Below are 25,257 nucleotides of genomic sequence, written 5' to 3' on the forward strand. Positions count from 1 at the left end.
AACTAACGCGGCTGTCATGATTTCGTAACATTGAGACACTATATTGAAGCTTGGGGAAACCCTTATACAGATTTTGCCAATGCTACATTATTCGGAATAACTCAATGTCTTTAATACAGTTAAACTGGCTAAGTGTAGGAGTTGCACTAACGTTGTTTATCGTTTTATAGACACCCTTCGCTTGCCCATTTGGGAAATACGAACACCGCCTACACTAGGCGGTGTTCTTGTTTTCGTCACGAGATATTTCAACTCGTTAACTTGAACTCAGCCTGTCACGCCCATATCTTGTCTATACAGACCATGTTGCAAGGAAACCTTACATGCAATCACCATTTATTGTTGAGCTCAATGAGCAGAACTTCCGCCAAGTACTTGAAGAATCGATGCAAACACCTGTGCTTATTCACTTCTGGGCGCCAATGAGCCAAGAGAGTTCACAAGTGATACCTGAACTGCAAACACTTGCCCAACAATATAACGGCGCATTTACTCTGGCACTGCTTAACTGTGAGCAAGAACAGATGATTGCAAGTCAGTTTGGCGTTCAAGCCTTGCCTACGATTGCACTGTTTATGAATGGTCAACCCGTTGATGGACTGGGCGGCCCTCAGCCGATTTCAGCAATCCAAGAGATGCTGACTAAACACCTGCCAAGCCAAGACGAACGCAACCTACAACAAGCATTTGAGTGGATCCAAACAGGTAACCATGCACAAGCGCTACCGCTATTAGAATCATTAGATGCAGCGATTCAACAAAAAGGCGACGTTAAGTTGGCTCTTGCAGATTGCTACATTGAAGGAAAAGATTACCAGCAAGCGAGAGCGCTGCTTGACCACATCCCCCTTGAATACCAAGACAACTACTACAAAGGCTTAATTGCCAAACTCGACCTGCAAGCCCAAGCTGCAAATAGCCCTGAGATCCAGTTGCTGGAACAAGCATTAGAAGCAGATCCAAACGATTTAAAGCTCACCAACGAACTCGCGCTCAGCTACCATCAGGTGAACAGAGATGAAGAGGCGCTTGAATTGTTAATGTCAGCACTAAAGGGCAACCTAAATGCCCTTGATGGTGAAATTAAAAAATCATTTATGGATATTCTTGCTGCTTTGGGACAGGGAAATGCAATCGCCAGTAAATACCGCCGACAATTGTATTCAATGCTATATTAGTGCCTTCTAAATCATAAACTTAGAGCCGGTCATTCCGGCTTTTATTTTGTCAAAACTCGCCTTTAGGTCTCACTTATGCCATTGTTTCAGTCGTTCAATTAAGCAACAATTATAAAACGACTCTCATAAGGAACTCTAATATGGCTATTGATTCATTGATTACTATTGGCGTCTTCATCATCGTCGCCATTGCCTTAGTGGTGGCAGGAGTAAAAACTGTCCCTCAAGGCAATAACTGGACGGTTGAGCGCTTTGGACGTTATACACATACCCTAAAGCCAGGTCTTAACTTAATCATTCCGTTAATCGATCTAGTTGGACATAAAATCAACATGATGGAACGAGTGTTGGATATCCCCGCACAAGAGGTCATCTCCAAAGATAACGCCAATGTCACTATTGATGCTGTTTGTTTCGTTCAAGTCATTGATGCCTCGCAGGCTGCCTATGAAGTTAACGACCTGGAACATGCCATTCGTAATTTAACCCTAACAAACATCCGTACAGTGCTAGGCTCAATGGAACTCGATGAAATGCTTAGCCAGCGCGACATGATCAACACCAAGTTACTGGCAATCGTTGATGAAGCAACCAATCCTTGGGGTGTAAAAGTAACCCGTATTGAAATCAAAGACGTACAACCACCCGCCGATCTAACCGCAGCGATGAACGCGCAAATGAAAGCAGAGCGTAACAAACGCGCTGAAGTACTTGAAGCTGAAGGGGTTCGACAAGCAGAAATCTTGCGTGCAGAAGGTCATAAACAATCTGAAATTCTTAAAGCTGAGGGCGACAAACAAGCCGCTATACTTCAAGCAGAAGCTCGTGAACGTGCTGCCGAAGCGGAGGCTCGTGCGACCACAATGGTTTCTGAAGCGATCGCCAAAGGGGACATGCAAGCCGTCAATTACTTCATTGCTCAAGGTTATACCGAGGCTTTAAAATCAATTGGTCAGGCAGAAAATGGCAAGATTATCATGTTGCCTCTCGAAGCCGCTGGCTTGATGGGTTCGATCGCTGGTATCGCTGAAATGTTTAATCACAACAAACCTACAGACAAATAGAGGTTCAATTGCTGGAATTACTTGAAACTGTTAACTACTGGCATTGGCTGGCCTTGGGGCTTGTGCTGCTCGCTTTTGAACTGCTCGGCACCGCTGGCTACTTACTTTGGTTAGGCCTGTCCGCAATGGTGGTTGGGGCTCTGCTGACTTTGATACCCATGAGTTGGCAGTTGCAGTGGGTCTCGTTTGGCGTATTTTCCTTGGTAACCACATGGCTATGGTGGCGCAGGCAATTTAAATCAGATCGCGCATCCGATGACAACCGCGAACTCAATCAAAAAAGTAAGCAGTTAGTGGGTCAAACTTTTGTCCTCGATGAAGATTTCCCTGCGGGTAAAGGTCGAGTAAAAGTCGGTGATACGACTTGGACAGCACGATCTGAGGTCAGTATAAGTGCAGGTCATTGGGTAGAGATAATCAAAATAGATGGTATTGTTTTAACTATTAAGGCTAAACCACTGAACAAAAATGATCTAATCCCCTAAAAAAGGGAGCTATATAGCTCCCTTTTTACCAATTATAGGTCGAGTAGTTTTTTTATTATCGCTTTACGTTCTTCTCGATCAGCTTTTTCGTACCAGTAACCAAACATTTCTGCCTCTTTGCTCTTACCAAAAAGCTCTGTATTTGACTCTGATCGATTCGCAACAGCCCAGTTTACCGCCTTTTGCTGTTCATCCGCTTTCATTTGTTCAAACCAATATTGGGACATTTCCAATGCTTTAGATTGCGGTTCAAAGTCCGTAGCCTGATTTGTTACTATAGCGGGGCTGCTGGCCACCTTTTTGTTGGCTAATGCACCGTTGCTACCACTTTTAACTAATGCCTCAATGTATTTCGCTGGAACAGAAAAGGTAAATATAGAGTTCTTAGATGCTGCAACATCAAATACTAAGTCCTCACCGAGTGACTCCATAAATAGGGACTGGTCGACTGGAAACTTCAGATATTGGGTTGTAGTGCAGATATCACTACATGTCTCTGCCGAAGCTGCGTAAGACTCAAGGTCTACTTTTAAATTGTTTTCACTAAAATTGACATAGCTAAACTGTGAATAATTTTTGAAATACTGTAGCTCCATTGTGATGAATGAAGCTGGAGCGCTTTGGTTTTCATATGGAGCTACATAGTTAAATTCTAAGGTTGATTTGACTAACTGACCACCTTGAATATCAATGGTTTCAGGTGTAAGCGTTTTTCCAGTAACGATCTGGTATGTTTGTTTACTTTCAATACGTTTGACCGCATCTGAAAAATCACTATTCGCGTCCAAAGTGGTACAACCAACTAATACGAAAGGAAAAGAAATCAATAATGCTTTATTCATAGAAATCACCTTGGAATTGCTTTACTACATCAAGAAACGTTGTTCGTATTTACAGCGACAAAGTAAACAACAAACGCCGGCCAATATGACCGGCGTGCGCTATTTACTAAAACTCTAATTAGAAGCCGTATTCTAAACCTACACGTACAACGAATGTCTCTGTGTTTTTACCATCTGACTTAATGTCGCGTTGAGCAACACGAACGTAAGGAACGAAGCCATTATGGACGTACATTAGCTGACCTGAAACGATGCTATCTTCGTCATTCTGCTTAACACCTGCTTTCTCTGACTCCATGTTTGCAGCGTAGCCTAGTTTAAAGCCCCATGGACCACTCCAGTACTGACCAATAACAGAGTAAGAAGCCTGTTCAGATGTTACACCTGAAGTAGTTTTAGATTCACCCGCTTTATACGCAGCTGCTAAACCAAAGCCAGCTGGTAGTGAAGCTTCAAAGCCAACGATATAACCGAAAGTATCTGCACTAACCGCGTCAGCTGCTGATGTTGACTGGTACGCGTTACCTAAAGTAATCGCATTATCATTGACATCTTTACATCCAGCTGCCACTAAACAAACTTCATAAGCTGCATCAACTTTATCAGAAACAGAACGATCCTGCTCACTCTCTAGAGCTGCATGGATGGTAAAACTATCAGCTAATTTGTAATGAAGATTTGCACCATAAAAATAGTTATCTTTAACCGATGAGTCACCACGACCTGTTGCTAAAGCAAAGCTGAAGCCGTTGTGATCCACAGAATCGTAACGCGCCATATCACCTTGACGATCACGGTTAAACGACACATCACCACCCCAGTCGAAAGCAGCACCCAGACCTGGGTTTGAGTATGGCCAGTCAATGATTTCATACATAGGTGTCAACATACGACCGAAACGAACTTTACCCCAGTCACCTTGTAAACCTAGGAATGTATCACGGTTACCAAGAGTGGCACCTGTACCGTTTTCACCAACATAACCTGATTCAATTTGCATGAAAACATTTACGTTATCGAACATATCTTTACTAGCACGGAAACCAATACGTGATTCATTCTCGTAGTCGTAACCTGTACTTTTATCGGTTACAACACCCGTGCTCATGTTTGTTTCATCTTGGTCGTAGTTAACAACAGAGATTGCCGCCACACCGTAAGCTTGAACGTTGAAGTCTGAAATAATACCGACTTGAGATGTCTCTGCTGCCATAGCGCTAGTTGAAGCGAATGCTACTGCAGCACCAAGAAGAGTACGTTTAAACATTTTGTCCATGGAAAAACTCCTAAAAATGGATATAGCTGTCTTATTTTTTCTCACCTTAAGTTGGCCGCCGAAGGGAGAAATCATTTCCTATCTGAGAGCTGCAAGTTAGTCATTAATTGTTAGCCCTCTATTTCCTGCATACACACCGTGTATCCATGGCTACAGACTAACTTCGCGGCAAAAAACATCAATCAGAACTTAATTTTCATATAAAAAAATATGACCAGCCACAAAGTTTTATCAAACGAGTGATCTAGATCGACAATAAGCATACACCGTTAATCAAAAAAACAAATTAAAATATAAAAAACAGATACTTACATATAAAAAAGTCAAAAATCACATTGAAGTGCATCGCATTTCTTTGTCAAAAGAAGATAAATTTCAATTTTATTGACCAGCTTCACAGACGCAAAAACACGCCCAACCTAGACAAAAAAGCCCTATTAATTACAAACAAAAAAAAAGCCACCATAACGGTGGCTTTCATCATTTTTTTCAGTGTTACATTAAGGCAATTAAGTCTGCTTCTGTGCGAATTTCCACACCCAGTTCCTGCGCCTTCGCGAGCTTAGAGCCGGCGTTGTCACCAGCAAAAAGAATATCCGTTTTCTTAGACACACTACCGGTCACTTTTGCGCCAAGCCCTTCTAAGGCGGCTTTTGCATCCGTTCTCGTTAGCTGCGACAACGATCCAGTTAATACAACTATCTTGCCAGCCAAAGGTTGAGGGGCACTTGAGTCTTTCACTTCAATATCTGGCCAATGAACACCTTGAGCACGCAGTTCATCTATCACCAGTTTGTTTTTATCCTGAGCAAAAAATGTCGTGATATGACTCGCAACAATGCCACCAATATCTTGAACTTCGATAAGTTCTTCATGACTCGCCGATTGCACCGCTTCCAATGATTTGAAATGTTGAGCTAGGTTTGCCGCCGTTGCCTCACCTACTTCACGGATCCCCAACGAATATAGGAATCGAGGCAAGGTGGTGGCTTTGGCTTTAGATAACGCATCCTCGACATTTTGCGCCGATTTGGGCCCCATTCGATCGAGCACGGTTATCACACCAGCAGAAAGTTTAAACAGATCCGCAGGAGTTTCGACCATCTCGCGATCCACAAGTTGCTCGATGACCTTTTCACCTAAACCATCGACATCAAGCGCCTTTCTCGATACGAAGTGTTTAAGTGCTTCCTTACGTTGAGCCTGACACACTAAGCCGCCGCTACAGCGAGCAACAGCTTCACCTTCGACACGCTCAACAGCGGAGCCACATACTGGACAAAGGGTTGGAAACACGATCTCTTGAGCGTTTTGCGGACGGCGGTCTAAAACAATTGAGACAATCTGTGGAATAACATCGCCAGCTCGGCGAATAACAACACTATCACCAATTTTTACGCCTAGACGAGCGATTTCATCCGCATTATGCAAAGTGGCATTGCTGACCGTAACACCACCGACAAAGACAGGTTCTAGTTTTGCTACTGGCGTAATGGCGCCAGTGCGTCCGACTTGGAACTCAACATCATTTAAAAGAGTAATTTCTTCTTGCGCAGGAAACTTGTAAGCAATGGCCCAGCGTGGAGCTCTAGCGACGAAGCCTAGTTGCTCTTGGATAGCAATATCATCCACTTTGATTACAACGCCATCAATTTCATACGGCAGTTGATCTCGGCGATTGAGAATATCGCGATAGTAATCCTTAACTTGATCGAGATTTGCTACCCGTCGAGTTTCTGGACACATCGGCAGCCCCCAGCCTTTTAATTGGAGAAATCGCTCGTAATGACTTTCTGATAATGACGTCCCCTCTACCACGCCCACGCTGTAGGCATAAAAGCTCAACGGGCGCTTAGCCGTAATGCGAGAATCAAGCTGACGTAAACTACCCGCTGCGGCATTGCGAGGATTGACAAAGACTTTGTCACCTTTCTTTAGTGCCTGTTCATTGAGCTTGGCAAAACCTTCTTTAGGCATAAACACTTCACCACGCACCTCAAGTCGCTCCGGCCAGCCTTCTCCTTGCAACTTCAAAGGGATCGCTTTAATCGTGCGCACATTTTCCGTGATGTTTTCTCCTGTGGCACCATCACCGCGAGTTGCAGCTTGGACAAATAGACCATTCACGTAGAGAAGACTCACCGCCAAGCCATCGAGCTTAGGCTCACAACAAAATGTGTCAATCTGAGTACCAGTGAGTCGATCAGACATACGCTTGTTAAACGCGTCAAGTTCGCCATCATCGAATGCGTTGTCGAGAGATAGCATTGGGATCTCATGGCTGACAGAATCAAAGCCATCTAATGGAGCACCGCCAACACGCTGGCTTGGAGAGTCAAGTGTTACTAGGTCAGGATGCTGGGCCTCAATGTCCATCAGCTCGCGCATCAAGCGATCATACTCGGCATCTGGAATTTCGGGACTATCCTCTACGTAATACTTTACACCGTGATAATGCAGGCTTTCACGTAACTGGTTTAGTTTTTCTTGAATCTGTTGCGACATAACTAACTCTGATTTTTATTTAGTTTGAATTACAGACCGCATTGATATGCAGTACGGCAATTTAGTTGCCATGAAGTATGACCATGCCAGTACAAGTTATCAATAGCCTCAAGCTGTAATCAAAAATAATAAAGGCTCCATTTAGGAGCCTTAAAATTGCGGTTCGTGGTAACACCACTACGCTGTAGCGGCGGCCTTAAACTTTTGGATTTGAGCTTTGTAAGCATCGATACGATTTGGCGTCATTAAGTTTCTCGCATCGTCGAGTACATTCGCACCAAGATCGTCAGCAATTTGCTGTGCCGTTTTTAGCATCAGTTTGAAGTTTGGATCTGGGTCACCGTAACATGGTAGTGTCATAAAGAACGAGATGCCTTTTGTAGAAAACTCTGCTGGATCATCATGCTGCAACGTCCCTGGCTGCATCATATTGGCAACGCTAAATAACACTTTTCCAGTCCCAGAAAGATCTGCATGTCGGTGGAAAATATCCATCTCACCGTAAATTAGGCCATTCTGCTGCATACTTTCAAACAGTTTAGTGCCAATAAAAGGCTCATCACCCGAGCAGTGCACATTAAGCACAATCACTTCTAATGGTGCTTCTTCAACACGGTCTGCTTCTTTAACTTCCAAAGCTTCAGACTCGGCAGCTATTTCGATGCTCGTGTCGCCAATCGGTTCAATCTCATCCAACACTTGAGTTGAAATGGATGGTACCTCCAGCTCTAGCTCGTCTTCTCTCTTAGCAGGTTGCACAGGCTCTGCTTGCTCAAGATCTTGATAACTATCAATCAACGGATCCGCTATCACTTCTTCCTGCGCAACAAATCCCGGCTCTTTACGCTCTTTTTTGATAATCTCGAAATCGTCTTCTGGAGCAAAGGCTCGTTCAGGTACTACGTCCGACTCTTCATTTTCGACATCTAACTTACCAAGTGGCTTACTTCCAAACTTGGTCTTACCTTCTTTTTTACTTGTCCATAAACCATGGAACAAAAGAGCGGCAATCGCTAATGCTCCAACAATTATGAGTACAAATCGCAGTTCCTGCATGTTTAGCTCTCATTTGTTCAATAAGACAATGCGATAACATTGCTTAGATTGAATCTGTTTAAACCTATATCTAAGTTACTCTACCAAAACTCTGGCCCGTTTTAGAACAACTTAATGTTAGAAGTTCTGATAATGTTGTGATTTTGAACACGCTTTTTTCTTGATAAGATAGAATACGTTCGTTTTTAAACCACTAAAAATCACTATGAATACACATATTCGACAGCGTTCTGGATTTGGCTATTTCTTTCATGGCTTGGAATTGGCGCTCACTCCTGGCATTCGCCAGTTTGTTGTTTTACCTCTGTTGACCAATGTCCTACTGGTCGGTGGTGCCCTATTTTATCTTTTCTCTCACCTAGATATGTGGATTGAGCAGTTGCTAGGGCAATTGCCAGAGTTTCTTTCTTGGTTGAGCTACCTTTTATGGCCTTTGCTTGTGTTAACTATACTGGCTACGTTTTCATACTTTTTTAGTACTCTAGCAAACTTCATCGCCGCTCCCTTTAATGGGCTGCTGGCTGAAAAAGTAGAAGTTTACCTCACTGGACAAAAAGTTAATGACGATGGAATGCTGGCCGTGGTTAAAGATACACCGCGTATCTTAGCCCGTGAATGGCGTAAACTGGTTTACGTGCTTCCTAAAGCCATTGGCCTGTTCTTGTTACTGCTCATTCCCGCGCTGGGTCAGACTGTAGGACCTGTACTTTGGTTTATCTTCACCGCTTGGATCCTGGCTATTCAGTATTGTGACTATCCGTTTGATAACCACAAAGTGCCATTTAATGAGATGCGTTACAATTTGAAACAAAAACAAGGTAAGGCATATAGCTTCGGCGCGCTTGTTTCTGTGTTTACGACAATTCCTGTCTTAAACCTTATTGTTATGCCTATTGCCGTATGCGGTGCCACGTCGATGTGGGTGGCGGAGTTTAAGAAGTAGAGGCGAGAGGCGAGAGGCGAGAGGCGAGAGGCGAGAGGCGAGAGGCGAGAGGCGAGAGGCGAGAGGCGAGAGGCGAGAGGCGAGAGGCGAGAGGCGAGAGGCGAGAGGCGAGAGGCGAGAGGCGAGAGGCGAGAATATTATCTCTGCGCTGGGACAAGTTATGTCAATGCCTTTGCACTAAAGGTTCTATCAACTCACTCCCCGCCCACACCTCTCGCAGGGCGGAGCCCGATCTAAACTCTCTCAGCAAGAAGTCCGGTCTCGTAGCGAAGCGTTCTTTAGGGCGAAGCCCGCTCCTTCCTCTCACCCTTTCATATCATATAACTATTTAATCCTTTTCTCATTTTTCAAGCTGTCCTAATCTCTACCCAATAAATTATCTCCATACATACTTCTGTTTGATAACTATCAAGCAGACCGAAACAAAGATGAAGGATCACACCATGAGCAAAATCTACGAAGACAATTCTCAAACTATTGGTAACACTCCTCTAGTACGCCTAAACAAAGTAAGTAACGGTAAGGTGTTAGCGAAAATCGAAGCACGCAACCCGAGCTTCAGCGTTAAATGTCGTATCGGTGCAAACATGATTTGGGAAGCAGAAAAGGCTGGTACTCTTAAACCAGGCGTAGAGCTTGTTGAACCAACGAGTGGTAACACTGGTGTTGCTCTAGCCTTCGTTGCAGCTGCTCGTGGTTACAAACTGACTCTTACAATGCCTGAGTCAATGAGTCTAGAACGTCGTAAGCTGCTGAAAGCTCTAGGTGCAAACTTAGAACTGACTGAAGCAGCAAAAGGGATGAAAGGGGCAATTGCTAAAGCAGAAGAAATTGTTGCTAGCAATCCTGATAAGTACTTGCTTCTTCAGCAATTCAACAACCCAGCAAACCCGCAGGTTCACGAAAAAACAACCGGACCTGAGATTTGGGATGCCACTGACGGTCAAATTGACGTATTCGTTGCGGGTGTTGGTACTGGCGGTACTATCACAGGTACGAGCCGTTACATTAAGGGCGAAAAAGGCAAGAACATTGTCTCTGTCGCGGTAGAGCCAGCTGAATCTCCAGTTATCGCTCAAGCGCTAGCGGGTGACGAAATCCAGCCTGCACCACACAAAATTCAGGGTATCGGTGCTGGTTTCATTCCAGGAAACCTCGATTTAGAGATAATTGACCGTGTTGAAGCCGTGACTTCTGATGAAGCGATTGCGATGGCTCGTCGCCTAATGGAAGAGGAAGGTATCCTAGCGGGTATCTCTTCTGGCGCGGCAGTGGTTGCAGCCAACCGCCTTGCAGAACTTCCTGAATTTGAAGGAAAAACCATCGTTACCATCCTACCAAGTTCAGGTGAACGTTACCTAAGTACAGCCCTGTTTGCTGGCATCTTTACGGAGAAAGAGAACCAACAGTAATATGTGGTTAAATCAATTTTTCGTCTAAAAAAGCCCCATTCAGGGGCTTTTTTGTTGATCCCTGCCTCACCTTTGGTAATATCAGGACTGTTTTATTTCTAGCATCAAAATAAAGGCTAGATAAGAATTTATCTCAATTGCGAAAGACAGCAAAGATTGAAAGCGCAATTGTTAAATTTACAACCAGTATCACTTCTGACACGAATTGAACGTTCTGCAACTAGCAGAATACTATAATTGGAGTTAAGCTGATTCTGGTTAAGAAACTATCAAAATATAAATCAATTGGGGTATATAACATGTACGAGAAGCAAGTAGAAATCACTGCAGAAAACGGTCTTCACACTCGTCCAGCTGCACAGTTCGTTAAAGAAGCTAAAGCATTCGACGCGGACATCACTGTGACTTCTAACGGCAAAAGCGCTAGCGCGAAGAGCCTTTTCAAGCTACAAACTCTTGGCCTAGTTAAAGGTACAGTAGTTTCTATCTCAGCTGAGGGCCCACAAGCTCAACAAGCTGTTGACCACCTAGTTGCTCTAATGGATCAACTACACTAATCCGGTCTCCTATTTTCAAAGCCATTTTGTCAACGCAAAATGGCTTTGTTGGAAATAGGCCAAAATATAAGCTACAACTATTCGTTAGCGCACTCATTATTCTCCCGTTTTAAAGTTGACCAATTTAAGGTAAGGCTATGATTTCAGGCATCCTAGCATCTCCTGGTATTGCTATCGGTAAAGCACTACTACTTCAAGAAGATGAAATTGTCCTAAACACAAATACTATTTCTGATGATCAAGTAGAAGCAGAAGTTGCGCGTTTCTTTGACGCACGTAACAAGTCATCTGCTCAACTAGAAACTATCAAGCAGAAAGCACTTGAAACCTTCGGTGAAGAGAAAGAAGCGATCTTTGAAGGTCACATCATGCTTCTTGAAGACGAAGAGCTAGAGGAAGAAATCCTAGCACTGATTAAAAATGACAAGATGCACGCTGATAACGCGATCTACACGGTTATCGAAGAGCAAGCATCGGCGCTAGAATCTCTAGACGACGAATATCTAAAAGAGCGAGCAACTGATATCCGTGATATCGGCTCTCGTTTTGTTAAAAATGCTCTAGGCATCAACATTGTTTCGCTAAGCGATATTAACGAACAAGTGATCCTAGTCGCTTACGACCTAACACCATCTGAAACAGCACAGATTAACCTGGACTACGTTCTTGGTTTTGCTTGTGACATCGGTGGTCGTACTTCTCACACTTCTATCATGGCGCGCTCTCTTGAGCTTCCAGCTATCGTTGGTACTAACGACATCACATCGCGCGTTAAGAACGGCGACATGCTGATTCTTGATGCGATGAACAACAAGATCGTTATCAACCCTTCTGATGCTGAGCTAGAAGAAGCAAAAGCTGTTAAAGCCGCTTTCATCGCTGAGAAAGAAGAACTTGCTAAACTGAAAGATCTACACGCTGAGACTCTAGACGGTCACCGCGTAGAAGTTTGCGGTAACATCGGTACTATTAAAGACTGTGACGGCATCATCCGTAACGGTGGTGAAGGTGTTGGTCTGTACCGTACTGAATTCCTATTCATGGACCGTGATGCACTTCCAACTGAGGAAGAGCAATACCAAGCTTACAAAGAAGTTGCTGAAGCTATGAACGGTGAGTCAGTGATCATCCGTACTATGGATATCGGTGGCGATAAAGATCTACCATACATGGATCTTCCTCAAGAGATGAACCCGTTCTTAGGCTGGCGCGCAGTACGTATCAGCTTAGATCGTCGTGAAATCCTACGTGACCAGCTACGCGGTATCCTGCGTGCTTCTGCACACGGTAAGCTACGCATCATGTTCCCAATGATCATCTCGGTTGAAGAGATCCGTGAACTGAAGAAAGCAATCGAAGAGTACAAAGCTGAGCTACGTGCTGAAGGTCATGCATTCGACGAAGACATCGAAATCGGTGTTATGGTTGAAACTCCAGCAGCAGCTGCAATTGCACACCACCTAGCGAAAGAAGTTGCCTTCTTCTCTATCGGTACTAACGACCTGACTCAGTACACACTAGCAGTAGACCGTGGTAACGAGATGATTTCTCACCTTTACAACCCACTATCTCCAGCAGTACTAACAGTGATTAAGCAAGTTATCGACGCTTCTCACGCTGAAGGTAAATGGACTGGTATGTGTGGTGAGCTTGCAGGTGATGAGCGCGCTACGCTACTTCTACTAGGCATGGGCTTAGATGAGTTCTCTATGAGCGGTATCTCTATTCCTAAAGTGAAGAAAGTTATTCGTAACTCTAACTTCGCTGAAGTGAAAGCGATGGCGGAAGAAGCTCTATCTCTACCAACTGCAGCTGAGATCGAAGCAGTTGTTGAGAAATTCATCGCTGAGAAAACTCAATAACCAACTAATTCCAATGAGATAGACGGTAAAAAAAGTCGTCTATCTCTCTATATTGGTATACTATAATTCGACAGAATTAAATGAAAACGTTAGGAGCATGACACAATGGGTCTGTTTGACAAACTTAAGAAGCTAGTATCTGACGACAGCGCTGACGCTGGTGCAATCGAAATCATCGCACCTCTATCTGGTGAAATCGTAAACATCGAAGATGTGCCAGATGTTGTTTTTGCTGAAAAAATCGTTGGTGATGGTATTGCTATCAAACCTGCTGGTAACAAAATGGTAGCTCCTGTAAACGGTACTATCGGTAAGATCTTCGAAACGAACCACGCGTTCTCTATCGAATCTGACGATGGTGTAGAGCTATTTGTTCACTTCGGTATCGACACTGTTGAGCTGAAAGGTGAAGGCTTCAAGCGTATCGCTGAAGAAGGTCAAGCAGTGAAAGCTGGCGACACTATCATTGAGTTCGATCTAGCACTACTTGAAGAGAAAGCAAAGTCTACTCTTACTCCAGTTGTTATCTCTAACATGGACGAAATCAAAGAGCTGAACAAGCTTTCTGGTTCTGTAACTGTTGGTGAAACTCCAGTTCTACGTGTAACTAAGTAATTTTTACTTAACTAGATATTAAAAAACGCAGCCGATGGCTGCGTTTTTTTTTGCTTATCTTGTTACTTCAACCCCAAGGCATATTTCAGCACTTGAGTTTTCAGAGGTCCAGCATTCTCAGCGACCTTAAGTGCCGCATTTCTTAACAGTTTAAGCGGCGCAAAATCATTGCTGAAACCCTTATAGAAAAAATCCATCCCGGATTGCATTAGCAAGTTGTCATAACGCCTATTACGTTCATATTGCACAAGTAAGGATTGAGTTAATACCTCGTGATTTTGAGTGGCCGTCAGCAGCGCTTCGACATCTTTAAATCCAAGATTCACACCCTGTCCAGCTAATGGATTGATAGTATGTGCAGAATCACCGACTAACACACAGCCTAATGCAGAATAGCGTTGAGCATGACGGCGCGTTAACGGAAACGAACCGTATTGAAGCACTTCGATATCGCCCAATTCCGCAGGAAAGTAAGCCAATACTTCTTCTCGAAGTTGTGCTGGCGTCATCGCACATAACTGCCTGATGCGCTTTGGTGAATCATACCAAACCAGTGAACCTTGATTGCCACATAATGGCAAAAAGGAACGAGGGCCTGATGGGGTGAACTGTTGCCACGTAATATCTTGCTGTTCGATCTCAGTTTTGACGTTGATTAGCATACAGTGCTGGCGGTAATCCCACGCGGTAACCCCTATCCCCGCTAAATCACGAACCTTTGAATTCGCTCCATCAGCGCCAACCACCAAGTCAACCACCAGTTCTTCTCCAGAGCTGAGAGTCACTTTCGATACTTCACCAAACTCAATATCAGATAAGGTATCTGGACAGCGTAAACTAATATTCGAGTAGTGGGAGAACTGAGCCCACAATCCAAGCTGAATCAGGCGATTTTCAACAATATAACCCAGACGATCCATACCAAGTTCGTCGCAATGAAAACGGGTTCGGCACTCAGGATGCTCCCACGTCTCTAAACGGCGGTATGGACACACGCGCATTTGTGATGTCGTATGCCAAGCCCCAAGCTCACTCAAAATATCGACCGAATGCTGTGATATCGCAGAAACACGTATATCCATAGGTTGCTCAGGGGAGAACTCTTCAGGTGCTGTGCCTTCGACAACAACTACCTTCCGCCCCTGTTTAGCGAAGCCCACTGCAACTGCAGCTCCAACCATACCACCACCGATAACTGCGACATCAAATCTGCTCATATTTTGCACTTCAATTACTTGATAAATTGACTGTTTTTTATTGTACGTTTTCATTACCAAAATGTAACGAAAAACCTTACCCACTATCAGGGCAAACCCCTTGCGCAATATGGGGTTTAACTGTTTTTGCACCAACACTAGTCAGTAGGTTTTTAAAGCAGTACAATACGCGGCTTACCGCCGAGATGGCGGCTAAAATAAAGTCACCCAAGCATGTAGATGCGAGTGACTCACTGGAAATATTGGGCGATTTGCTCCCTTAATTTAAACTAACGATCGAGCGAACAACATGAGTAAAAAACTGCTAATTAAAACCTGGGGCTGCCAGATGAATGAATACGATTCGTCTAAAATGGCGGATCTACTGAACGCGGCTAACGGCTATGAGCTGACAGAAGAACCAGAAGAAGCAGACGTGTTATTACTTAATACCTGTTCTATCCGGGAAAAAGCGCAAGAGAAGGTATTCCACCAGCTAGGTCGTTGGAAAACTCTAAAAGACAAAAAGCCAGGTGTTGTGATTGGTGTTGGTGGCTGTGTAGCAACACAGGAAGGCGACCACATTCGCGAACGTGCACCATTTGTAGACGTAATTTTTGGTCCTCAAACACTTCACCGCTTACCAGAGATGATTAAACAGTCTCAACTGGATGAAGCACCGGTGATGGACATTTCATTCCCTGAGATTGAAAAGTTTGACCGTCTTCCAGAACCACGTGCAGAAGGCGCAACTGCTTTCGTTTCAATCATGGAAGGCTGTTCTAAATACTGTACTTACTGTGTAGTGCCATACACTCGTGGCGAAGAAGTTAGCCGTCCAATGGATGATGTTCTGTTTGAAATTGCTCAATTGGCTGACCAAGGCGTGCGTGAAGTTAACCTACTGGGTCAAAACGTTAACGCTTACCGTGGTCCGATGCACGATGGTGAAATCTGCTCATTTGCTGAACTGCTTCGTCTTGTCGCATCGATTGATGGTATTGACCGTATCCGCTTTACTACTAGTCACCCACTAGAGTTTACTGATGACATCATTGCGGTATACGAGGACACACCAGAGCTAGTAAGTTTCTTGCACCTACCAGTGCAGAGCGGTAGTGACCGTATTCTTACGATGATGAAACGTCCACACACGGCGATTGAATACAAGTCAATCATCCGTAAGCTACGTAAAGCGCGTCCTGACATTCAAATCAGCTCAGACTTTATTGTTGGTTTCCCAGGCGAAACGGCAAAAGATCATCAAGATACAATGAAGTTAATTAAAGACGTTGATTTTGATATGAGCTTCAGCTTTATCTTCTCACCGCGCCCAGGTACGCCTGCGGCAGACTATCCATGTGATGTTCCAGAGCAAGAGAAGAAAGAGCGTCTATATGAACTACAGCAAACCATTAATGCTCAAGCAATGCGTTACTCTCGCCTAATGCTTGGTACTGAGCAACGTGTTCTTGTTGAAGGTCCTTCTAAGAAGAACCTAATGGAGTTACGTGCTCGTACAGAGAACAACCGAGTGGTTAACTTTGAAGGTAGTGCGGATCTTATCGGTCAATTTGTTGATGTTAAGATCACTGACGTATTCGCTAACTCACTACGTGGTGAGCTGGTTCGTACAGAAAAAGATATGGACCTTCGCACAGTCATCTCTCCGACTCAGATGATGGCAAAAACAAAGCGCGAAGATGAGCTAGGTGTAGCAACCTTTACGCCTTAAGCTTGAAAATCGCTGTATAAGTTACCATCTTAGAGATAGGTAACGATCGCCATTAGAAGCCCGGTCTAAATCGGGCTTTTTTAGAATGGCACACTTTGAGAGGCAACTTTGAGCAATAAAATTGTAACTCTAGAAATCAATCTAGAACCTTCTGACAATCGCCGTTTAGCCAGTCTTTGTGGTCCTTTCGACGACAACATTAAACACCTTGAGCGCCGTCTTGGCGTTGAAATCAGCTACCGTGGTAACTTCTTTACCATCGTTGGCAAACCGCACACATCTGCGGCAGCCTTAGAAATCATTAAAACACTCTACGTTAATACTGCGCCAGTCCGCGGCAACATTCCCGATATCGAACCTGATGAGATCCACTTAGCGATCAAAGAGACTGGTGTTCTAGAGCAAAATGTAGAATCCAGTATCGAACATGGCAAAGAAGTGTTCATTAAGACCAAGAAAGGGGTGATCAAACCTCGTACTCCAAATCAGGGACAGTATCTGGTCAATATGGTCACTCATGATATTTCATTTGGCGTTGGTCCAGCGGGTACGGGTAAAACCTATCTTGCTGTTGCCGCAGCCGTTGATGCGCTAGAGCGACAAGAAATTCGTCGAATCCTGCTGACTCGACCTGCTGTCGAAGCGGGTGAAAAGCTCGGTTTCCTTCCGGGAGATCTCAGCCAGAAAGTCGACCCTTACCTTCGTCCACTTTACGATGCTCTATTCGAAATGCTCGGATTCGAAAAGGTTGAAAAACTGATTGAACGAAACGTTATCGAGGTTGCACCACTGGCTTATATGCGTGGTCGTACACTAAACGACGCATTCATCATCTTGGACGAAAGCCAAAACACCACCGTAGAACAGATGAAGATGTTCTTAACACGTATCGGCTTTAACTCTCGTGCGGTGATTACTGGTGATATCACTCAAATTGATTTACCTCGCGGGGCAAAATCAGGCCTGCGTCATGCAATCGAAGTACTAAGTGATGTCGATGACATCAGCTTCAACTTCTTCTTAGCCGATGATGTTGTTCGTCACCCAGTGGTCGCACGCATCGTTAATGCTTATGAGAAGTGGGAAGCGAAAGATCAGAAAGAACGTAAAGAACGCGACCGTATCCGCCGTGAAGAGCGTGAAGCTCAGCAGGCTGCTAACCAAGCCCTAGTTGACGCAGCGGCAACGGTAAGCAATACGGTTGCAAAAGAGAGTAACTAAGCATGAGTATTGAACTGGATCTTCAATTAGCTGTCGAAGATGAAAACGGCTTACCTACTTTTGATGATATTCATCTCTGGTTAAGCTCAGCTGTGACAAGCTTTCAACCACAAGCCGAAGTAACGGTTCGTTTAGTGGATGAAGAAGAAAGCCACCAGCTTAACCATGACTATCGTGGCAAAGACAAGCCAACCAATGTACTTTCTTTTCCGTTTGAAGCGCCTCCGGGCATTGAGATCGATTTATTGGGTGATTTAATCATCTGCCGCCAAGTCGTTGAACGTGAGGCCATCGAGCAAAATAAACCTCTAATGGCTCACTGGGCGCATATGGTTGTACATGGTAGCTTGCATCTGCTAGGTTATGATCATATCGAAGATGACGAAGCTGAAGAGATGGAGTCACTCGAAACAGAAATCATGCAACGTATGGGCTTTAATGACCCCTACATTGATGAGAAAGAGTAGTGTAAGTAATCTTACTTAGCACTACTGACGTGAGCTATCACACATCTGATAGCGTTACTTAAATGAGAAACAATGAACGAAGACAATTCGCCCTCTTCTCTAGAAGGTAAGAAAGAAAAATCTGAAGGTCCGAGTAGAAAGTCCTTCTTCGGACGCCTAGGGCAAATTTTTCAAGGTGAACCAAAAGATCGCCAAGAGCTTGTGGAAGTGTTCCGCGACTCTGAAGAAAATGACCTGATCGACCACGACACCCGCGACATGCTAGAAGGTGTTATGGAGATCTCTGAAATGCGTGTGCGTGACATCATGTTACCGCGTTCGCAAATGGTTACGGTTGATCGTAGTGACGATTTAGACACTCTAATTAACCTCATCACTGATGCTCAGCACTCTCGCTACCCAGTAATCAGTGAAGATAAAGACCATGTAGAAGGCATTCTGCTTGCGAAGGACTTACTTAAATACTTAGGCTCTGGCAGCGAACCATTTGATATAGAACAAGTTATCCGCCCTGCGGTAGTTGTTCCTGAAAGTAAGCGCGTAGACCGCCTACTGAAAGAGTTCCGAGAAGAACGCTATCACATGTCTATCGTTGTCGATGAGTTTGGCGGGGTTTCTGGCCTTGTAACTATCGAGGATATTCTGGAAGAAATCGTTGGTGAAATCGAAGACGAATTCGACGACGAAGAAGAACTGGATATTCGTAAACTGAGCAAACACACATTTGCAGTAAAAGCTCTGACGACAATCGAAGAGTTCAATGACACCTTCAACACATCATTTAGTGATGAAGAGGTCGATACTGTAGGTGGCATGGTAATGACTGCGTTTGGTCATCTGCCATCACGCGGTGAAGTAGTCGAAATTGAAGGGTATAACTTCAAAGTTACCTCTGCTGACAACCGTCGTGTGTTACAGCTACAAGTGACCATCCCTGACGAAGAGCTCATTACGGACTCTACCGAAGAGTAACGCTACGCTCCCTAGCGGGAACAAAAAGAAATAATACCGATGATCAATTCCTTTTTTCATCGCCTCAAACGGCCGCTCGCGGCCGTTTTTGTTGGCGCATCCACGACACTTGCCTTTGCTCCTTACGAGCTATGGCCTATCGCTTTTATCAGCCCTGCTCTGCTGCTTTTACTTATCCACCAGCAATCCGCTAAGCGCGCGCTTTGGATTGGTTATGCTTGGGGCCTAGGTCAATTTGCAACTGGCGTCAGTTGGGTGCACGTCAGCATTGATAATTTCGGTGGCATGCCAAAGATAGCCAGTGTGTTTTTAATGTCACTGCTTATCGGCTACCTTGCCATTTACTCTGCGCTCTTTTCTTGGAGCCTGAATCGTTTCTTCCCTAACGGTAATCGTACTCGTTATTTATTAGCAGCACCGGCTCTGTGGCTCATTTTTGACTGGCTACGCGGCTGGGTGATGACTGGTTTTCCTTGGTTATGGTTGGGTTACAGTCAAATCGAAAGTCCACTGGCTAACTTTGCCCCAATTGGTGGTGTTGAGCTACTTACTTTACTCGTGGTAGTGAGTGCTGGCGCTATTGCCTACTCAGCGCTAAACCGACAATGGCTGCACCTAGTGATCCCAGCCGTTATCGTCATGACTGGCTACGGATTGCAATCGGCCCAGTGGGTGACACCTAAGCCCGAGAAAACCACTAAGGTCGCTCTTATTCAAGGTAATATTCCTCAAGAGCTAAAGTGGAAGCCTAGCGAACGCTGGCCAACCATTATGAAGTACACCGATCTGACCCGAGAAAACTGGGATGCAGATATCATCATTTGGCCTGAAGCGGCAATACCTGCTTTTGAATTCGAGATCTCCTCATTTCTAAGCAATCTCGATGCCGCAGCTCGTATGAACAACAGCGCGGTCATTACTGGAATTGTCAACCAAGGTGAAGACAAGAAGTTCTACAATAGCATTCTCACTGTAGGTCAAACGCCTTATGGTGATTATCGTTACGATATGAACCAGCGTTACCACAAACATCACCTGCTACCATTTGGGGAGTTCGTACCATTTGAGAGCATCCTGAGACCGCTTGCTCCATTCTTCAACTTACCCATGTCTTCCTTCAGCCGAGGAGATTTTATCCAACCGAATATTGATGCCAATGGTAAGCAGATGGCTCCTGCATTGTGTTACGAGATTATCTTCAACGAGCAAGTCAGGCAAAATGTCGATGACGATACAGATTTTATTTTAACGCTTTCAAATGACGCTTGGTTTGGTCGCTCTATCGGCCCACTCCAGCACATGGAGATTGCCCGTATGCGAGCTCTAGAGTTAGGTAAGCCGGTGATTCGTGCAACAAACAATGGCATCACTGCTGTGACTGATTATCGCGGTCATATCACTGCGCAAGTGCCACAATTTGAAACGGCAGTGCTGCGCGCTGAAGTTCCTGCGACAAAGGGCGAAACACCCTACCGAAACCTTGGCACCTGGCCGCTGTATATCTGGGTTGGATTAAGTCTGGTGATTGGGTGGAGAATGAGGAAGGGAGTCTCTAGTCTCTAGTCTCTAGTCTCTAGTCTCTAGTCTCTAGTCTCTAGTCTCTAGTCTCTAGTCTCTAGTCTCTAGTCTCTAGTCTCTAGTCTCTAGTCTCTAGAAAAAGCTTGAAGGGTTGGTGTGAAAGCATCAACCCTTTTTTGAGAATCGAGAAAATTATGGCTTGGTAAGGAGTCGTTCTGTCAACACCTTATGGACAAAGCTTACTTCTACTTACTACTAACATCCACCTCTCGCGCAGCGCGAAATGCGGTCTCGATTCTCGAAGCGAAGCGTTCTAGTATCTCGCAGGGCGCAGCCCGCTCTTTTTACGGTTTCAATGCCTGTCGACTAAACCCTTTATGGCCACAGTGCGTGCAAGGAATAATAACGGTGGGGTGAGTGTATTGTGTTTTATGACCACACTCATCACAGACAAGCATACCCAAACCAATCACTTCGCCCGCCTGATATAGACCTTGGTGCTCTAGATCCTGAAATAACTCGACCCACTCGACTTTCGTTCTATCCGTAATATCAAGTAGCCCTTGCCAGATGGAGTCGGCAATCATGATATAAAATGGACCACTTTTTGAGTCTTCATAATTGTCAGCAAACTCTTTTAAATCTGACTTAACATATGCAGACACAAGTGCTAACTCATCTTTGGTTAAGTCATTCGCGGCATCGACGACCTTACCAGAGGTTTCTAAAACGTGGTTAACTTCATCAGGACTATGCTTTAGAGCTTCGACAACATCTTCAAACATCTCCTCGTAACCTGCTTTGCGTTTTGCCATCGCTAACCTCCTTTCGATTCAGTGGTGCACATTCATAAAGCCCAGTTAAGGCATTAAACATCACCATCTTTACGTGATTTGAGTGGGTATTGGCTATTGTTGTGCCCCTCTCCTTTAGGTATTCTATGACGATCTATTAATGTCTGTTCTAACCGAACTCACAAATTCCAAGATAACCGGATATCATCGATGCAAGAACAATATAACCCGCAAGATATTGAACAAAAAGTTCAACAGCACTGGGATAACAACAAGACCTTTGTTGTAAGTGAAGACCCAAACAAAGAAAAATTCTACTGTCTCTCTATGTTCCCATACCCAAGTGGCCGACTGCACATGGGTCACGTGCGTAACTACACTATCGGTGATGTGGTATCTCGTTTCCAACGCCTTCAAGGTAAAAACGTAATGCAACCAATCGGTTGGGATGCGTTTGGTTTACCTGCAGAAAATGCAGCCGTTAAAAACAACACGGCACCAGCGCCTTGGACTTACGAAAACATTGAGTACATGAAGAACCAGCTTAAACTTCTAGGCTTTGGTTACGACTGGAATCGTGAGTTTGCAACCTGTACACCAGAGTACTACCGTTGGGAACAGGAATTCTTCACTAAGCTTTACAATAAAGGCTTAATTTACAAAAAAACGTCTTCAGTTAACTGGTGTCCAAACGACCAGACGGTTCTAGCTAACGAGCAGGTTGAAGACGGCTGTTGCTGGCGTTGTGACACACCTGTAGAACAAAAAGAGATCCCTCAGTGGTTCATCAAGATCACTGAATACGCTCAAGAGCTACTAGACGATCTAGACAACCTAGACGGTTGGCCTGAAATGGTTAAAACCATGCAGCGCAACTGGATTGGTCGCTCTGAGGGTGTTGAGCTTAAGTTTGAAGTGAAAGGTCAACAAGACCTAGAAGTTTACACAACACGTCCAGACACACTAATGGGTGTGACTTACGTGGGTATCGCAGCAGGTCACCCTCTTGCAGCAGTAGCAGCAGAGAGCAACCCTGAGCTTGCAGCGTTCATCGACGAGTGTAAGAACAACAAAGTAGCTGAAGCTGAGCTTGCGACAATGGAGAAGAAAGGTATGGCAACTGGCCTTACTGCTATTCACCCATTGAACGGCCGTGAAGTACCAGTATACGTAGCTAACTTCGTACTGATGGATTACGGTACAGGCGCTGTAATGGCAGTACCTGCACACGACCAACGTGATTTCGAGTTCGCAACTAAGTACGGCCTGGATATCATTCCTGTAATCAAGCCAGCTGACGACAGCGAGCTAAACATCTCTGAAGAAGCGTACACTGAGAAAGGTGTGCTGTTCGATTCAGGCGAATTTGACGGTCTTGAATTCCAAGCAGCATTTGATGCCATTGCAGCAAAACTAGAAGCTGAAGGTAAAGGCACTAAAACAGTTAACTTCCGTCTACGTGACTGGGGTGTTTCTCGTCAGCGTTACTGGGGAGCTCCAATCCCAATGGTCACAACGGAAGATGGCCAAGTTCATCCAGTGCCAGCAGACCAACTACCAGTGATTCTTCCTGAAGATGTGGTAATGGACGGTGTCACGAGTCCGATCAAAGCAGATAAAGAGTGGGCGAAGACCACGTTCAACGGTGAACCAGCACTGCGCGAAACCGATACATTTGATACCTTTATGGAATCATCTTGGTACTACGCACGTTACTGTTCTCCGCAAGCTGATGACATCTTAGATCCAGAAAAAGCAAACTACTGGCTACCAGTAGACCAATACATCGGTGGTATCGAGCACGCTTGTATGCACCTACTGTACTCTCGCTTTTTCCATAAGCTGCTACGTGACGCGGGTTACGTAACGTCTGACGAGCCGTTCAAACAGCTTCTATGTCAAGGCATGGTACTGGCAGATGCGTTCTACTTTGAGAACGAAAAAGGCGGTAAAGAGTGGGTTGCACCGACAGACGTAACCGTAGAGCGCGATGGCAAAGGCCGAATCACTTCTGCAAAAGACGACCAAGGCCGTGACGTTGAGCACTCAGGCATGATCAAGATGTCTAAGTCGAAGAACAACGGTATCGACCCACAAGAGATGGTAGACAAGTACGGCGCTGACACAGTACGCCTATTTATGATGTTTGCCTCTCCAGCAGATATGACTCTTGAGTGGCAAGAATCAGGCGTTGAAGGTGCTAACCGCTTCCTGAAACGTGTCTGGAAACTGGTTAAAGAGCACGCATCGAAAGGCGCAGCAGAAGGCGTTGATACTTCAGCTCTGTCTGGCGACCAGAAAGCACTACGTCGTGATGTTCACAAGACTATCGCTAAAGTGACTGACGATATCGCTCGTCGTCAAACATTCAACACAGCAATCGCTGCGATTATGGAACTGATGAACAAGCTAGCGAAAGCACCTCAAGAATCAGCGCAAGACCGTGCGATCCTTGATGAAGCGTTAAAAGCGGTTGTCGCAATGCTTTACCCAATCACTCCGCACATCTCATACGAACTATGGGTTGCGCTAGGTGAATCAGATATCGATAACGCGGTATGGCCAACGTTTGACGAAAAAGCACTCGTTGAAGATGAGAAAACCATCGTTGTTCAAGTTAACGGCAAACTACGTGCGAAGCTAACAGTACCGGCAGATATCTCTAAAGACGAGATTGAACAACTGGGCCTAAACGATGAGAATGTGACTAAGTTCACTGAAGATAAAACGGTACGTAAAGTTATTTACGTACCAGGTAAACTTCTAAACATCGTTGCGAACTAATCTGTTCTAATAACGTCATAAACAGGGTAGCCACCTACCCTGTTTTATTTATCTTAGAGTTTTGACTAACCAGAATTCTCAGAGCTATAAGATAAGTATTCCAATAATCGAGAGCCATCAACCTATGTTTCCTCAAGTCATGCGACTCATTTCAACTCGTTCTGTAAAGCTATCTGCGGTTGTTCTTGCTGCAAGCCTTTTATCTGCTTGTGGTTTCCACCTACGCGGTGACTACTCAATCCCTGAAGAGCTTGATACGATGTCACTGACCAGTTATGACCAGTACAGCAACTTCACGCGTATGATGAAAGGCCAACTGCGTATGAGTGAAATTAAATTGGTTTCTCCTGCGGCAGATGTTCCGAATTTGCACCTAATTAGCGAAGGCGTCGGTGAACGTACGCTCTCGCTATACCAAAACACCCGTGCAGCCGAAAAAGAGCTGACATTCCGTACCTCTTACCGTGTGACTATTCCAGAGCTAGGTTCCAAAACGTTTTCTACTAGCGTAACGCGCAGCTACTTAGATAACCCACTGACAGCTTTAGCGAAATCGGTAGAACGCGACATGATCGAAGATGAAATGCGTAAACTCGCAGCGTCACAGATCATTCGTCAGATGGCTCGCCTGAAAACCAATATTGAATCAGGCACTATGTTGAGTGAAGAAGAGCAACAGGCTCAGCTCAAAGCAGAAGAGGAACAGTACCGAATCAAGACGTTCACTACTGATGAGCCTCAGGAAGGCGTCACGACTACTTCTGAGAACCAGTAA

At 44.8% G+C, this 25,257-nt stretch carries 21 protein-coding genes; 15 read left to right on the forward strand and 6 right to left on the reverse strand.

The genetic code is table 11. The features are described 5' to 3' along the window. Positions 1 to 323: 323 nt before the first annotated feature. The 3 genes from DA100_RS17970 (at position 324) to DA100_RS17980 (ending at position 2,727) form a co-directional block, all read left to right on the forward strand. Positions 324 to 1,178, forward strand: a complete 855-nt coding sequence (locus DA100_RS17970) for a co-chaperone YbbN (RefSeq protein WP_138973384.1) — start codon at positions 324 to 326, stop codon at positions 1,176 to 1,178. Positions 1,179 to 1,318: 140 nt separating this feature from the next. Further along, positions 1,319 to 2,242 carry an SPFH domain-containing protein gene (locus DA100_RS17975; protein ID WP_138973385.1) on the forward strand — a complete coding sequence of 308 codons (924 nt, stop codon included), beginning with the start codon at positions 1,319 to 1,321 and terminating at the stop codon, positions 2,240 to 2,242. Positions 2,243 to 2,250: 8 nt separating this feature from the next. Then, a complete protein-coding gene (locus tag DA100_RS17980; protein ID WP_138973386.1) occupies positions 2,251 to 2,727 on the forward strand; it encodes an NfeD family protein in 477 nt (158 codons plus the stop codon). Between the two features lie 32 nt (positions 2,728 to 2,759). On the opposite strand, the gene DA100_RS17985 is transcribed toward DA100_RS17980, so the two are convergent. The 4 genes from DA100_RS17985 to zipA all read right to left on the reverse strand — a co-directional run bounded on the left by DA100_RS17985 (position 2,760) and on the right by zipA (position 8,406). Beyond that, the gene (locus DA100_RS17985; protein ID WP_138973387.1) at positions 2,760 to 3,569 is read right to left on the reverse strand and encodes a DUF2057 domain-containing protein; all 810 of its coding nucleotides are present in this window, start codon (positions 3,567 to 3,569) and stop codon (positions 2,760 to 2,762) included. A gap of 118 nt (positions 3,570 to 3,687) precedes the next feature. Next, positions 3,688 to 4,845, reverse strand: a complete 1,158-nt coding sequence (locus tag DA100_RS17990; protein WP_138973388.1) for a porin — start codon at positions 4,843 to 4,845, stop codon at positions 3,688 to 3,690. Positions 4,846 to 5,340: 495 nt separating this feature from the next. Beyond that, positions 5,341 to 7,350, reverse strand: a complete 2,010-nt coding sequence (gene ligA / locus DA100_RS17995; RefSeq protein WP_138973389.1) for an NAD-dependent DNA ligase LigA — start codon at positions 7,348 to 7,350, stop codon at positions 5,341 to 5,343. 177 nt (positions 7,351 to 7,527) lie between these two features. Next, positions 7,528 to 8,406, reverse strand: coding sequence for a cell division protein ZipA (gene zipA / locus DA100_RS18000; protein WP_138973390.1), 879 nt, complete (start codon positions 8,404 to 8,406; stop codon positions 7,528 to 7,530). Between the two features lie 205 nt (positions 8,407 to 8,611). Here zipA and cysZ point away from each other — a divergent pair, with 205 nt between their 5' ends. From cysZ to crr, 5 genes are all read left to right on the forward strand, one after another. Continuing rightward, positions 8,612 to 9,349 (forward strand): sulfate transporter CysZ, encoded by a 738-nt coding sequence (cysZ, locus tag DA100_RS18005; RefSeq protein WP_138973391.1) that lies wholly within the window; start codon positions 8,612 to 8,614, stop codon positions 9,347 to 9,349. Positions 9,350 to 9,792: 443 nt separating this feature from the next. Continuing rightward, positions 9,793 to 10,761, forward strand: coding sequence for a cysteine synthase A (gene cysK / locus DA100_RS18015; RefSeq protein ID WP_138973392.1), 969 nt, complete (start codon positions 9,793 to 9,795; stop codon positions 10,759 to 10,761). Positions 10,762 to 11,060: 299 nt separating this feature from the next. After that, positions 11,061 to 11,318: an HPr family phosphocarrier protein gene (locus DA100_RS18025; RefSeq protein WP_004415108.1), complete on the forward strand. Its 258-nt coding sequence runs from the start codon at positions 11,061 to 11,063 to the stop codon at positions 11,316 to 11,318. A 137-nt stretch (positions 11,319 to 11,455) separates the two neighbouring features. Next, a complete protein-coding gene (gene ptsI / locus DA100_RS18030) occupies positions 11,456 to 13,180 on the forward strand; it encodes a phosphoenolpyruvate-protein phosphotransferase PtsI (RefSeq protein WP_138973393.1) in 1,725 nt (574 codons plus the stop codon). 105 nt (positions 13,181 to 13,285) lie between these two features. Beyond that, positions 13,286 to 13,795, forward strand: coding sequence for a PTS glucose transporter subunit IIA (gene crr / locus DA100_RS18035; protein WP_138973394.1), 510 nt, complete (start codon positions 13,286 to 13,288; stop codon positions 13,793 to 13,795). A gap of 62 nt (positions 13,796 to 13,857) precedes the next feature. Here the strand turns inward: crr and DA100_RS18040 are convergent, their stop codons facing one another. Further along, on the reverse strand, positions 13,858 to 15,012 hold the full coding sequence (locus DA100_RS18040; protein WP_138973395.1) for a 2-octaprenyl-3-methyl-6-methoxy-1,4-benzoquinol hydroxylase: 1,155 nt from the start codon (positions 15,010 to 15,012) through the stop codon (positions 13,858 to 13,860). 289 nt (positions 15,013 to 15,301) lie between these two features. On the opposite strand from DA100_RS18040, the gene miaB reads away from it, so the two are divergent. From miaB to lnt, 5 genes are all read left to right on the forward strand, one after another. Further along, positions 15,302 to 16,726, forward strand: coding sequence for a tRNA (N6-isopentenyl adenosine(37)-C2)-methylthiotransferase MiaB (miaB, locus tag DA100_RS18045; protein WP_138973396.1), 1,425 nt, complete (start codon positions 15,302 to 15,304; stop codon positions 16,724 to 16,726). A gap of 108 nt (positions 16,727 to 16,834) precedes the next feature. Beyond that, entirely contained in the window at positions 16,835 to 17,947 is a 1,113-nt protein-coding gene (locus tag DA100_RS18050) for a PhoH family protein (protein ID WP_138973397.1), read from the forward strand. A 2-nt stretch (positions 17,948 to 17,949) separates the two neighbouring features. Next, positions 17,950 to 18,414, forward strand: a complete 465-nt coding sequence (ybeY, locus tag DA100_RS18055; protein WP_138973398.1) for an rRNA maturation RNase YbeY — start codon at positions 17,950 to 17,952, stop codon at positions 18,412 to 18,414. 72 nt (positions 18,415 to 18,486) lie between these two features. Then, a complete protein-coding gene (gene corC / locus DA100_RS18060) occupies positions 18,487 to 19,386 on the forward strand; it encodes a CNNM family magnesium/cobalt transport protein CorC (protein WP_053441765.1) in 900 nt (299 codons plus the stop codon). Between the two features lie 39 nt (positions 19,387 to 19,425). Continuing rightward, a complete protein-coding gene (lnt, locus tag DA100_RS18065; RefSeq protein ID WP_138973399.1) occupies positions 19,426 to 20,949 on the forward strand; it encodes an apolipoprotein N-acyltransferase in 1,524 nt (507 codons plus the stop codon). Between the two features lie 299 nt (positions 20,950 to 21,248). Here the strand turns inward: lnt and DA100_RS18070 are convergent, their stop codons facing one another. Beyond that, positions 21,249 to 21,719 carry a zinc ribbon-containing protein gene (locus DA100_RS18070; RefSeq protein ID WP_138973400.1) on the reverse strand — a complete coding sequence of 157 codons (471 nt, stop codon included), beginning with the start codon at positions 21,717 to 21,719 and terminating at the stop codon, positions 21,249 to 21,251. A 189-nt stretch (positions 21,720 to 21,908) separates the two neighbouring features. Here DA100_RS18070 and leuS point away from each other — a divergent pair, with 189 nt between their 5' ends. Both leuS and lptE read left to right on the forward strand, forming a co-directional pair. After that, positions 21,909 to 24,482, forward strand: a complete 2,574-nt coding sequence (gene leuS / locus DA100_RS18075) for a leucine--tRNA ligase (protein ID WP_138973401.1) — start codon at positions 21,909 to 21,911, stop codon at positions 24,480 to 24,482. Between the two features lie 139 nt (positions 24,483 to 24,621). Next, positions 24,622 to 25,257, forward strand: coding sequence for an LPS assembly lipoprotein LptE (gene lptE, locus DA100_RS18080; protein WP_138973516.1), 636 nt, complete (start codon positions 24,622 to 24,624; stop codon positions 25,255 to 25,257).

Origin of the sequence: Vibrio sp. Hep-1b-8 (assembly GCF_006124995.1) — a bacterium.
Taxonomy (GTDB): domain Bacteria; phylum Pseudomonadota; class Gammaproteobacteria; order Enterobacterales; family Vibrionaceae; genus Vibrio.

Coding starts and splice junctions, on each gene's coding strand:
- leuS (WP_138973401.1), top strand. CDS start 21,909: ATGCAAGAACAATATAACCCGCAAGATATTGAACAAAAAGTTCAACAG.
- DA100_RS18040 (WP_138973395.1), bottom strand. CDS start 15,012: ATGAGCAGATTTGATGTCGCAGTTATCGGTGGTGGTATGGTTGGAGCT.
- DA100_RS17990 (WP_138973388.1), bottom strand. CDS start 4,845: ATGGACAAAATGTTTAAACGTACTCTTCTTGGTGCTGCAGTAGCATTC.
- ligA (WP_138973389.1), bottom strand. CDS start 7,350: ATGTCGCAACAGATTCAAGAAAAACTAAACCAGTTACGTGAAAGCCTG.
- lnt (WP_138973399.1), top strand. CDS start 19,426: ATGATCAATTCCTTTTTTCATCGCCTCAAACGGCCGCTCGCGGCCGTT.
- miaB (WP_138973396.1), top strand. CDS start 15,302: ATGAGTAAAAAACTGCTAATTAAAACCTGGGGCTGCCAGATGAATGAA.
- cysZ (WP_138973391.1), top strand. CDS start 8,612: ATGAATACACATATTCGACAGCGTTCTGGATTTGGCTATTTCTTTCAT.
- cysK (WP_138973392.1), top strand. CDS start 9,793: ATGAGCAAAATCTACGAAGACAATTCTCAAACTATTGGTAACACTCCT.
- DA100_RS17975 (WP_138973385.1), top strand. CDS start 1,319: ATGGCTATTGATTCATTGATTACTATTGGCGTCTTCATCATCGTCGCC.
- DA100_RS18025 (WP_004415108.1), top strand. CDS start 11,061: ATGTACGAGAAGCAAGTAGAAATCACTGCAGAAAACGGTCTTCACACT.
- crr (WP_138973394.1), top strand. CDS start 13,286: ATGGGTCTGTTTGACAAACTTAAGAAGCTAGTATCTGACGACAGCGCT.
- corC (WP_053441765.1), top strand. CDS start 18,487: ATGAACGAAGACAATTCGCCCTCTTCTCTAGAAGGTAAGAAAGAAAAA.
- DA100_RS17970 (WP_138973384.1), top strand. CDS start 324: ATGCAATCACCATTTATTGTTGAGCTCAATGAGCAGAACTTCCGCCAA.
- ptsI (WP_138973393.1), top strand. CDS start 11,456: ATGATTTCAGGCATCCTAGCATCTCCTGGTATTGCTATCGGTAAAGCA.
- lptE (WP_138973516.1), top strand. CDS start 24,622: ATGCGACTCATTTCAACTCGTTCTGTAAAGCTATCTGCGGTTGTTCTT.
- zipA (WP_138973390.1), bottom strand. CDS start 8,406: ATGCAGGAACTGCGATTTGTACTCATAATTGTTGGAGCATTAGCGATT.
- DA100_RS18070 (WP_138973400.1), bottom strand. CDS start 21,719: ATGGCAAAACGCAAAGCAGGTTACGAGGAGATGTTTGAAGATGTTGTC.
- DA100_RS17985 (WP_138973387.1), bottom strand. CDS start 3,569: ATGAATAAAGCATTATTGATTTCTTTTCCTTTCGTATTAGTTGGTTGT.
- ybeY (WP_138973398.1), top strand. CDS start 17,950: ATGAGTATTGAACTGGATCTTCAATTAGCTGTCGAAGATGAAAACGGC.